The 10771-nt window shown below is 69.5% G+C and carries 12 protein-coding genes; 5 read left to right on the top strand and 7 right to left on the bottom strand.

The window, feature by feature from the left end:
• From ABZU75_RS42605 to ABZU75_RS42595, 3 genes are all read right to left on the bottom strand, one after another.
• The coding region (locus tag ABZU75_RS42605; protein WP_355567913.1) for a TIM barrel protein at nt 1–1031 on the bottom strand (1031 nt) is incomplete at its 3' end.
• Nucleotides 1032–1047: 16 nt separating this feature from the next.
• Complete coding sequence (locus ABZU75_RS42600) at nt 1048–1902, bottom strand: shikimate dehydrogenase (RefSeq protein WP_355567910.1); 855 nt, start codon at nt 1900–1902, stop codon at nt 1048–1050.
• A 156-nt stretch (nt 1903–2058) separates the two neighbouring features.
• The gene (locus ABZU75_RS42595) at nt 2059–3414 is read right to left on the bottom strand and encodes an MFS transporter (protein ID WP_355567907.1); all 1356 of its coding nucleotides are present in this window, start codon (nt 3412–3414) and stop codon (nt 2059–2061) included.
• Between the two features lie 489 nt (nt 3415–3903).
• Between ABZU75_RS42595 and ABZU75_RS42590 the strand changes: the two genes are divergently transcribed.
• Nucleotides 3904–5178: a PHB depolymerase family esterase gene (locus tag ABZU75_RS42590; protein WP_355567904.1), complete on the top strand. Its 1275-nt coding sequence runs from the start codon at nt 3904–3906 to the stop codon at nt 5176–5178.
• Between the two features lie 199 nt (nt 5179–5377).
• Here the strand turns inward: ABZU75_RS42590 and ABZU75_RS42585 are convergent, their stop codons facing one another.
• The 3 genes from ABZU75_RS42585 to ABZU75_RS42575 form a co-directional block, all read right to left on the bottom strand.
• Complete coding sequence (locus ABZU75_RS42585) at nt 5378–6328, bottom strand: alpha/beta hydrolase (RefSeq protein ID WP_355567901.1); 951 nt, start codon at nt 6326–6328, stop codon at nt 5378–5380.
• Nucleotides 6329–6435: 107 nt separating this feature from the next.
• Nucleotides 6436–7011, bottom strand: coding sequence for a hypothetical protein (locus ABZU75_RS42580; protein WP_355567898.1), 576 nt, complete (start codon nt 7009–7011; stop codon nt 6436–6438).
• A gap of 74 nt (nt 7012–7085) precedes the next feature.
• The gene (locus ABZU75_RS42575) at nt 7086–8330 is read right to left on the bottom strand and encodes a transposase (RefSeq protein WP_355567895.1); all 1245 of its coding nucleotides are present in this window, start codon (nt 8328–8330) and stop codon (nt 7086–7088) included.
• Between the two features lie 24 nt (nt 8331–8354).
• Between ABZU75_RS42575 and ABZU75_RS42570 the strand changes: the two genes are divergently transcribed.
• On the top strand, nt 8355–8537 hold the full coding sequence (locus ABZU75_RS42570) for a hypothetical protein (protein ID WP_355567892.1): 183 nt from the start codon (nt 8355–8357) through the stop codon (nt 8535–8537).
• A gap of 21 nt (nt 8538–8558) precedes the next feature.
• Here ABZU75_RS42570 and ABZU75_RS42565 read toward each other — a convergent pair whose 3' ends face one another.
• The gene (locus tag ABZU75_RS42565) at nt 8559–8909 is read right to left on the bottom strand and encodes a hypothetical protein (protein ID WP_355567889.1); all 351 of its coding nucleotides are present in this window, start codon (nt 8907–8909) and stop codon (nt 8559–8561) included.
• Nucleotides 8910–8961: 52 nt separating this feature from the next.
• Between ABZU75_RS42565 and ABZU75_RS42560 the strand changes: the two genes are divergently transcribed.
• The 3 genes from ABZU75_RS42560 (at nt 8962) to pcaF (ending at nt 10735) form a co-directional block, all read left to right on the top strand.
• Complete coding sequence (locus ABZU75_RS42560; RefSeq protein ID WP_355567886.1) at nt 8962–9195, top strand: hypothetical protein; 234 nt, start codon at nt 8962–8964, stop codon at nt 9193–9195.
• 197 nt (nt 9196–9392) lie between these two features.
• Entirely contained in the window at nt 9393–9530 is a 138-nt protein-coding gene (locus ABZU75_RS42555; protein ID WP_355567883.1) for a hypothetical protein, read from the top strand.
• On the top strand, nt 9527–10735 hold the full coding sequence (gene pcaF / locus ABZU75_RS42550; protein ID WP_355567880.1) for a 3-oxoadipyl-CoA thiolase: 1209 nt from the start codon (nt 9527–9529) through the stop codon (nt 10733–10735). The genes ABZU75_RS42555 and pcaF overlap by 4 nt, the downstream gene beginning before the upstream one ends.
• The last annotated feature ends 36 nt before the right edge of the window (nt 10736–10771 follow it).

Here is a 10771-nt window from a genome sequence, read left to right as displayed (position 1 = left end):
CCCCGGGCGCCGGCGTTCAACAGGATTCTGGCCTGTCCCTGCTGCCATAGTTCGACCGGTTTGCCGGCGTGTACGCCGACACGAGCGAACCCCAGAGCGGTGAGCAGGCCGCTGAGCCCGGCGGTCTGCGGGGTCGCCAGTTCGGCGAAGGCGATTCCGGTCGGGAAGACCGGGGGCGGTGGCACGTTGAGCGCGGCCGCCGGGGGTTCCGCGCCGAGGCGCCGGGCGGTGGCCTCCTCCAGCGAGATCAGTGACCGCATGGCGTCCACGGCGGTGCGGCCGGTGTCGGCCTGCCGGAAGACGTCGTTGAACACCTCCAGCGACAGCGGGCCGGAGTACCCGGCCCGGAGCGCGTGGGACAGCAGCCCGGGCAGGTCGAAATCGCCCTGCCCGGGGAAGCAGCGGTAGTGGCGGCTCCACTGCAGGACGTCCATCGCCAGGATCGGGGCGTCGGCGAGCTGCAGAAAGAAGATCTTGTCTGCGGTGATCTCCTCGATACCGCGCGGGTCGGCGCCTTTCGACAGCATGTGAAAACTGTCGAGGCACACTCCCAGGTGGGGATGGTCGGCCATCCGGACGATCCGCCACGCATGCCGGTAATCGTCGACATGGCGGCCCCATGCGAGCGCTTCGTAGGCGATCCGGATCCCGTGCTCCGCGGCACGTTCGGCGAGGAGGCGCAGGTGCTCGGCGGCGAGGGCGTCGTCGTCGACGGCGTCGGGGGAGAGGCTGGAGCACACGAGCAGCCGGTCCGCGCCGAGGCGTTCCATCACTTCGAATTTGCGCTCGGCGCGGCGCAGGTTGCGATCCAGGACCTCGGCGGGGACCGCCTCGAAGTCGCGGAACGGCTGGTAGAGATCGATGGCGAGACCCAGGTCGGCGGCCCGTTCACGGATCTGTTCCGGGGGCAGGGGACTGGCGAGCAGGTCGCTCTCGAAGATCTCCACACCGTCGAAGCCCGCGGCGGCGACGGCGGCGAGTTTGTCGCTCAGCGAGCCGCTCACGGACACGGTGGCGATGGACTTGCGCATGTCGTTCTCCCGGAGGTCAGACGGCGACGAGGTCGGTCAGGTGGGCGAGCATCCGTTCGGTGTCGGGCTCGACGCCGGTGAAGAGGCGCAAGGAGTGCGCGGCCTGGAAGACCACCATGCCCCCGCCGTCGAGAGTGCGGCAGCCGAGCCGGCGCGCCCGGCGCAGCAGCTCTGTCTCCAGCGGGCGGTAGACCACGTCGGCGACCCACAGGCCGGGGTGGAGCAGCTCGGCGGGTACCGGCGTTCCGGGGTACGCGGCCATCCCGGTAGGCGTCGCGTTGACCAGACCGTCCGCGCCGCCGAGCAGTCCGGCCAGCTCGCCGAGGGGTACGGCGCGGGCACGTCCACTGCCGAAGCGGCGCTCCAGTTCGGTGGCCAGCGACTCCGCCCGCGCCGGTAGCGCGTCGGCGAGGACGATCTGCCCGGCGCCGAGCGTCAGCAGCGCGTGTCCGACCGCCGCCCCCGCGCCGCCCGCGCCGAGCTGCACGATCCGGCGGGTGGCCGCGTCCGGCAGGCCCCGGGTGAACGACCGGGCGAATCCGGTCCAGTCGGTGTTGTGCCCGATGGCACGCTCCCCGTCGAAGGTCACGGTGTTGACGGCGCCGAGCGTCGCGGCGTCCGGTGACAGTTCGTCGAGGTGCTCGATGACCGTCTGCTTGCACGGATGGGTGATGTTGAGCCCGGTGTAGCCGAGTCGCCGGGCCGTCCGTACCAGGCCACCGGCCGCGGCGGCGTCCAGTCCCAGCGGGGTGATGTCGATGATCCGGTAGAGGTAGCGGAGGCCGTGGTGGTCGGCCTCCCGCTCGTGCAGGGCGGGGCTGAGGGAGGGGCCGACGCCTGAGCCGATCAGCCCGATCAGATGTGAGGTCATCCTGGTGTTCTCTCCAGTGGCCGGGACAGATGGGCGAATCGAGGACATGGCCGCCAGGGCGTCGCGCGACGCCGTCGACGCGTGGCCGTGACCGGCGGCGTTGACCGCGACGCCGCCGGTGTGCTCTCGGGTACGGCCTTGATCGGCGCCGATCCGTCAGGCCGGCGCTTCCGTCGGCGCGACCTTGACCGGCTTCGTGCCGAGTTGCGCGGTGGGGATACGGTACGTCTCCCGCGCGGTCGCCGCGGCGATCACCGGAATGGCGCACAGGACGGCGGCGAGTACCGCGACCCCCTGCCAGTTGGTGCCGTCCGGGCCGGCGATCGTGGCCGCGAAAGTGGCGGAGAAACCGGCGATCGCGTAGCCGATCTGGGTTCCGATCGCCACGCCCGACAGGCGGACGCGGGTGCTGAACATCTCGCTGTAGAACGCCGGCTGGAGACCGTTGGCCGCGCTGCCGACGACCCCGAGCAGCAGGATGCCGACGATGAAGATGAGCACGTAGCCGCCCAGGGAGATCGCCCACAGGTAGGCGACCATCAACACGGCGCAGCCGGCCGTGCCGAAGATGAACACCGGCCGGCGCCCGATCCGGTCCGACAGCACGGCCCAGGACGGAATGGCCACCAAGGCGACGACGTTGGCCAGGACGCTGACCCACAGCAGGGCGGACCTGTCCAGTTTGACGGTGTTGACGGCGAAGGACAGGGCCCAGACACCGGCGATGGTGCTCACCGTGGCGAACAGGGCCGCCGCGGTCACGCGCAGTACGTCGGCCCGGTGCTCGCGGAAGAGCACGGACAGCGGGAACCTGGCCACGGCGCCCTCCGCGGTCACCCGCTCGAACTCGGGTGTCTCCTCCATCCGGCGCCGGATGACGTATCCGACCAGCACGACGACGACGCTCAACCAGAACGGGATCCGCCAGCCCCAGGAGAACAACTGCTCGTCCGGAAGGGCGGCGATCGGAATGAACGCCAGCGTCGCGAAGATCGAACCGGCCTGGGTGCCGTTGAGGGTGAAGCTGGTGTAGAACGCCCGGCGGTGGTCCGGCGAGTGCTCAAGGGTCATGGAGCTGGCGCTGGCCTGCTCCCCGGCCGCCGACAGGCCCTGCAGCAGGCGCAACGTCACCAGGAGCGCGGGCGCCGCGATGCCGATCTGCTCGTAGGTGGGCAGGCAGCCGATGAGGAAGGTCGACACGCCCATCAGGACCAGGGTGACGGACAGGATCTTCTTACGGCCGAGCCGATCGCCGTAGTGCCCGAGAACGAAGGCGCCGACGGGACGGGCCGCGTAACCGACTCCGAACGTCGCCAGCGACAGCAGCGTCCCGCTCGCGGCGTCGGAGGTGGGGAAGAAGACCTTGCCGAAGATCAGTGCCGCGGCGGTGCCGTAGATGAAGAAGTCGTAGTACTCCAGGGCGCTTCCGATCCAAGCGGCGAGCGCCGCCTTGCGGGGCCGCCCCGGCAGGACGGGCGTTCCCGCGGCGGGGGACGGGGGGGTTTCGGTCACGTCGTGCTCCTTCGCGAATGCCCCGATGCGAGCAACGAGGCGATCGGCGTTTTGGGGGGTGGGTCGTCTCGTCGGCCGCGGGATTCTGCGTTCGCTGGTCAGCGTCCCCCCGCGGGGTGGCGCTGGATGGTGCCCGCCGAGATGACGACCGGGTTACGAACTAGATAGTTAATTAATGCGGTGGTTACGTATGGTCAGGGTGACCCGGGTCACCTGTCAAGAGCCGCGAGGGCGGTCGGGCCGGGCCGGCCGTGTGGCGGCTGCTCCGGCGTGCTCTGTCGTTCGGACCGGGTTTTTTTACCGGCTGGCAGGGGTGTCCCCGAGAGGGGCACCCCTGCTGCGTTCTGGTGGCCAATCTGATGGGGAAGTCTTCCGAAACTTTCATTCCCTTGATTGCGCACTTCCAGGTCAGCTCATTGTGATCTTCCTCGCTCTTGATGGCTGAAATATTTCTGTGATGCTCAGAACATTTCGAGAAGAGGAGAGCAGATGAAACGACTCCTGGGCATCGTGGCGGCGTTGCTCGTCGCCGTCGGCCTGATGACGGCGCCGCCCGCCGGGGCCGCCTCGCTCGTCGAGGTGACAGGCTTCGGCACGAACCCGACCAACCTCCGCATGCACCTGTACGTCCCGAACAACGTCACCGCGCGTCCCGCGATCCTGGTGGCCGTGCACTACTGCACCGGGTCGGGTCCGGCGTTCCACTCCGGCACCGAGTTCGCGTCGCTGGCCGATCGGTACGGCTTCATCGTCATCTACCCGTCGGCCACCCGCAGCGGCTCCTGTTTCGACGTCTACTCGCCTGGAGCCCTCACCCGCAACGGCAACAGCGACCCCGTCGGCATCGTGTCGATGGTCAACTACGTGACGTCCCGCTACAACGCCGACACCGGCCGGGTGTTCGTCACGGGTGCCTCCTCCGGGGGCATGATGACCAACGTCCTGCTGGGTGACTACCCCGACGTGTTCAAGGCCGGGGCGGCGTTCATGGGCGTGCCGTTCGGCTGCTTCGCCACGACCGACGGCTCGACGTGGAACAGTGCCTGCGCCAACGGGCAGGTGACGAAGACGCCGCAGCAGTGGGGAGACCTGGTCCGCGGCGCCTATCCGGGCTACCCGGGGGCGCGCCCGAGGATGCAGGTCTGGCACGGCACCGAGGACACGACGCTGCGCTACCCGAACTTCACCGAGGAGATCAAGCAGTGGACCAACGTCCACGGCCTCTCCCAGACCCCCACCTCCACCGACAAGCCCCAGCCGACCTGGACCCGCACCCGGTACGGCTCCGCCGTCGAGGCCATCAGCCTCCAGGGGGTGGGGCACAACCTGCCGCTGGGCGGCCAGGCCGCGATGGTCATCTCGTTCTTCGGCCTGGACGGCACGACCCCCACGCCGACCCCCACGCCGACCCCCACGCCGACTCCCACGCCGACCCCCACCCCCGGAACCGCGCCCTGCCGGGTCGCCTACACCACCAACGCGTGGAACACCGGCCTCACGGCCTCGGTGACCGTCACCAACACCGGCACCTCCGCGATCAACGGCTGGACCCTGGCCTTCACGCTTCCTTCGGGCCAGGCCGTCACCTCGGCGTGGAACGCCACGATCACGCCCGCGAGCGGCGCCGTGACCGCGAGGAACATGAGCTACAACGCGGCCATCCCGGCGGGTGGTTCGACCTCGTTCGGCTTCCAGGCCGGCCACACCGGCAACACCGGTGTACCGGCATCGTTCACCCTCAACGGCACGAACTGCACCACCTGATATCCGGCGGACCGCGGACGTCGGGCTGACGGCACGGCCGCCCGGTGAACGGCCTGGATCAGCTGTCGCTGTACCCCCGCGACGTCCGCGCGCCGCAGAACATCGCCATTCCGGTCGATGTCCTCGCGCCGGCTGAGGCCGGTACGCCCCGGTGCCGTGAACGGAACCTCAGGCTGTCCACGGCACCGGGGCGTCCCCCTCAGGCGAGAGCGCGCCTGAGGGCGTCGATCCGCCCGGCCCAGATCCGCCTGGAGAGCTCCGCCTCGGGCGCGAACGTCTCCGAGGCGTGGTAACTACCCGGATTGACGCGCAACTCGGTCGGGACGCCCGCCTGCATGAGCCGCTGCGCGAACGCGATGTCCTCGTCCCGGAACAGGTCGACGGTGCCGACGTCGATGAAGGCCGGGGGGAGACCGGACAGGTCCTCGGCGCGCGCCGGGGCCGCGTACCGGTCGGCCTCCTTGCCCCCGAGGTACCACTCCCAGGCCTCGACGTTGCCCGCGCGGTCCCAGATCCCGATGTCGGTGATCTCGTGGCTTGACGGCGTCTCGTTCCGGTCGTCGACCATCGGGTAGATCGGCATCATGAACGAAAGGGCCGGGCCGCCGCGGTCCCGCGCCAGGAGCGCCGTGCCGATGGTCAGCCCGCCACCGGCGCTGGCGCCGTAGATCGCCAGGCGTTCCGGGGCGATGCCCAGCTCACCGGCGTTCTTCGCCGTCCACACCAGGCCCGCGTAGCAGTCCTCGACCGGGGCGGGATGGGGATGCTCCGGGGCGAGGCGGTACTCGACGGAGACCACGACGGCGCCGACCTGGTCGCAGATCATCGTCGCGGCGGCGTCCTCGCCCGCGACGTTGCCGAGGATCATGCCGCCACCGTGGATGTAGTAGATGCCGGGCAGCGTGCCGGACGCGTTGACCGGCCGGTAGATCCGTACGGTGATGTCGGGCTCCCCGTCGGGGCCGGGGACGGTCCGATCCTCCTTGGTGACGTTGGGGTTCTCGGGCACTTCGAGGGCGCCCATCATGCCTTCGACGGCGGCTCGGCGCTGGACGATGTCGGGGATGGCGTTGAAGCCGCCGGGCAACATCCCGAGCAGCCCGTCCAGGGGAACGCGGGATTCGGGGTCGATCAGGTCACGACGGGACATTGGACCTCCAACGGGTCACGAATCTGGTGGATGTGAACGTAGAACGGTTGGGGCTCGGTGTCATCGCCCGGCGGACGGGCGGCGAGGACCGTACGGCTCTCAGACGCTCAGGTGGAGAGGGCGAAGCCCTCGTAGCCCAGGGCGGCGATCTCGTCGCACTTCCTGCGGTACTCCCCGACACCGCCGGCATAGGGCATGAAGACCCTCGGCTTGCCCGGCACGTTGGCTCCCATGTACCAGGAGTTCGCCCTGGGGTAGAGGGTGGAGTCGGCGATGAGGTTGACGTGGTCCACCCAGGCGTCCTGGGCCTCCAAGGTGGGCTCGATCGTCCGCAGCCCCCGGTGGCCGAGATGCCCGATCGCATCGACCACCCAGTCGACGTGCTGCTCGATGGAGACGACCATGTTCGAGAGCACCGACGGGCTGCCCGGCCCGGTGATCATGAACAGGTTCGGGAAGCCCGCGGAGCCGATCCCGAGATACGTGCGGGGGCCCGCGCTCCACGCCGCCTTGAGTGAGGCACCGCCCCGGCCGCGGATGTCGACGTTCGTCAGCGCCCCCGTCATCGCGTCGAACCCGGTCGCGTAGACGATCGCGTCGAACTCGTACTCCCTGTCGGAGGTGCGGATGCCCCTGTCGGTGACCTCCACGAGCGGTGTGCGCCGCAGATTGACCAGGTGCACGTTCTCGCGGTTGTACGTCTCGTATTGACGCGCTCCCCGGTCTTAAGGCCGGGGATTCAGCCCGTGCCGCGCGTTCACGCGGCACCTCTGATGCTTCCTGCTTCGTCGGCGTCCGCCACCGCGAGCGGTGGTCTTACGTCACCTCCACAGGCGTTTAACGTCTCCGCCTCCCGCCGAGTCTCAGCGGCAGGTTTCCGTCCAGCGGCGACGATTCGTCTTCCCTCGGCCAGCACGTTGATCGCCGCGTTGACGTCCCGGTCGTGGGTGACACCACAGACGCACGTCCAAGAGCGGATGTTCAACGGCATCGACTCGGCGATGGTGCTGCACGCCGAGCACACCTTCGACGAGGGAAACCAACGGTTGATCTTGACGAAGTGTCGGCCGTGCCGCTTCGCCTTGTACTCCAACATCGCGACGAACTGTGACCAGCCCGCGTCGTGCACCGACTTTGCCAGACGGGTGCGGCCGAGCCCGGACACAGCGAGGTCCTCCACGTAGATCGCTTGGTTGTCGCGGATCAACGTCGTGGAGAGCTTGTGTGCCCAGTCGCGGCGCGCATCGGCCACGCGGGCGTGAGCCTTGGCGACCTTCAGTCTGGCCTTGACCCGGTTGACCGAACCCTGCTGTGTGCGGCTCAGCGCTTTTTGTACTTTGCGGAGCCTCTTGGCCGCGCGCCGCAGGATACGCGGATTTTTGATCTTCTCCCCGGTCGACAGGGTCGCGAAATGCGCCAACCCCAGATCGATTCCCACCTCGCCCGGCGATTGCGCCAGCGGCTCGGTGGCGGTCTCGACCACGAAGGAGGCGAAATACCGGCCCGCGCTGTCTTTGATCACCGTCACCGAGGACGGTTCCGAGGGCAGGGAACGTGACCAGCGCACCGCCACGTCCCCGATCTTGGGCAGGCGTAGCCTCCCGCCCGCCGTGATGGCGAAGCGGGCGTTGCGGGTGAACCGGATGGCCTGGCGAGTGTCCTTCTTGGACCGATACCGGGGCGGGGCCATCTTTGGCCCCCTCCGCTTCCCCGACAACGAGGCGAAGAAGTTGCGGTAGGCGGTGTTCAGGTCGGCGAGCGCCTGCTGCAACACCACTGAGGACACCTCACCCAGCCAGGAGCGCTCCGAGCTCTGCTTTGCGGCCGTGACGACCCGCTTAGACAGGTCCGCGTCCGAGATGTAGGGCAGCCCGGCCGCGCGCGCGTCCTGGCGTGCGCGCAGCCCGTCGTTGAACACCACGCGGGCGCACCCGAACGCCCGCGCCAGCGCCTGGCGCTGGACGGCGTCCGGGTACACCCGGTAGTTGTAGCGAAGCTGCACGGTAATCATTGTACCATTCGATCTATGACTGAGCGTATGGGAATCCGCGCGATCCGTGAACACATCGGCGACCGCGCCAACGCCGCCCACTACCTCGGCGAACACACCATCGTCGAACGCAACGGCCGGCCCTTCGCCGTCCTGGTGCCCTACGCATGGTGGGAGCAGCAGCAAAACACCGAAGGTCAGGGCGCGCTCGCGCCCTAGCGGGCACTCCCGCGCGGGCCCTCACCCCAGCCTGAAGGCCGGAGCACTGGCCTGCATTCCGGTAGCCGGTGTCCAGGCAAGGGCGCTTGGTGCCCACGGGGTACTCGGGGCAGAGGCCCGCGGATCCTCGACGATCTGGTGGATCTTGCCGTGGATGAACCGCTTCGCCGTGTCGTCGGCCTCTTGGTCGACGCTGAGATCGGCGTACACGGTCAGGAGGTTGACCAGACTGCCACTCTCCCAGGCACCCTCGAAGGTGGCGTCGCGCTCCTCGTCGGAGACCTCCAGGGCGGACTTCGTCGCGATCGGCGTGGGGACCCCGAATCCGAACTCCTTCTGGGCCTGGTGGAAGGCTCGGAAGTTCGCCCTCAAGGTCCTCGGAGAACGAGTAGGCCAGGCTCTCCACATCCATCCGGGCTCCGGGATGGTGATTCCAGTATCAGGTGCCGCCGGGGCGGACTTCAGCACGGTGGTCATCCTGGTGAGAGGCAACCGGGAACTGCAGACCCACGTCGACCTGGTGGTCACGCGGACCCTGCGGGTGCTGGCTCTCACCGTCGAGAGCGACGTGTGGAGCATGTGGCTGAACGGCTACCGGCAGACCCTTGAGCTGATCGAACAGGGCGACCGCGCCGGGGCCGTCGAGCGGTACCGGTAGATCTACCGCGACTACCGGCAGCGGGTGGAGACCCTGCTGTTCGACGAGGAGCGCTGACCTGCCCGCGCGCTTCAACGTCGAGGCCGATGAGCGCTGAGGTCGGACCGAGCGAACCGACTACGGAGTGCGTGAGTATCTTGAAAACGCCAGGCGCTACCGGCACGGGCTGCGCAGGATCGATTCGGAAGGAACAGGCGATGGCTGACAAGGACGGCAGGGGACGGCCAGCCGAGGAGTTCGGGGTGGAGAGCGCGGCTGTGGCCGATCACCACGAGGCCGGCGCGCCGCCGCTCACCGGTGCAGGCCGCGCGCGTCTTTCTGGAGGCCCCGCATGAGCTCTACCCGCATCGCCTACCTCGTCTCCGGGGTCCGCACCCCCGTCGGCAGGTACGCCGGCGCTCTCGCCGAGGTACGCCCCGACGACCTCGCGGCCCACGTCGTCCGTGAGCTGACCACCCGGTACGGCGGTGTCGACTGGGAGGCGACCGACGAGGTCGTCCTCGGCTGCGCCAACCAGGCGGGGGAGGACAACCGCAACGTCGCCCGGATGGCCGCTCTGCTGGTCGGCCTGCCGGTGACCGTGCCCGGGGTGACGGTGAACCGGCTCTGCGGGTCCGGCCTCGACGCCGTGGCGTACGGAGCCCGCGCCATCGTCGCGGGCGACGCCGACCTCGTCATCGCGGGCGGCGTGGAGAGCATGAGCCGGGCACCGTTCGTGCAGCCGAAGGCGGCCACCGCCTTCGGCCGTACCGCGGAGATCCATGACACGACGATCGGCTGGCGCTTCGTCAACCCCGAGATGCAGCGGACGTACGGCACGGACGCCATGCCGCGCACCGCACAGAACGTCGCCGACGACCACGGCATCAGCCGCGAGGACCAGGACGCCTTCGCGCTGCGCTCCCAGGAACGGGCGGCGAAGGCACAGGCGAGCGGCCGCCTGGAACGCGAGATCGTCCCCGTGCCGGTGCCCCGGCGCAAGGGCGACCCCACGCTCGTCACCGCCGACGAGCATCCCCGCGAGACCTCGCCGGAGCGGCTCGCCGCGCTGCGGCCTCTCTTCGAGGGGGGCTCCGTCACCGCCGGCAACTCCTCAGGGGTCAACGACGGCGCCGCGGCCCTGCTCCTGGCCTCGGAGGAGGCGGTGTCGCGCTACGGCCTCGAACCCCTGGCGCGGATCGTCGCGACGACGAGCGTCGGCGTCGAGCCGCGGGTCATGGGCATCGGCCCGGCACCCGCGGTGCGGCGGCTCACCGAGCGGACCGGCATCGGCCTCGACCGGGTCGGGACCATCGAGCTCAACGAGGCCTTCGCCGCACAGTCCCTGGCGGTGCTGCGCCTGCTCGGGCTGCCCGATGACGCCGAGCACGTCAACCCGCACGGCGGCGCGATCGCGCTCGGCCACCCGCTCGGCATGAGCGGCGCCCGCCTGGCACTGACCGCCGCGATGACCATGGCCGACGAGGGGCACGAGCACGCCATCGCCACGATGTGCATCGGCGTGGGACAGGGGATCGCGACCCTTCTCGCACGCCCGTGACGCGAGGTGGCCGCCGGATCGGGCCGCGCGGCCCGA

Source organism: Streptosporangium sp. NPDC005286, assembly GCF_040607515.1.
Classification (GTDB): domain Bacteria; phylum Actinomycetota; class Actinomycetes; order Streptosporangiales; family Streptosporangiaceae; genus Streptosporangium.
Note: the sequence above shows the minus strand (reverse complement) of the source record. Positions and strands in the feature narration are given on the sequence as shown.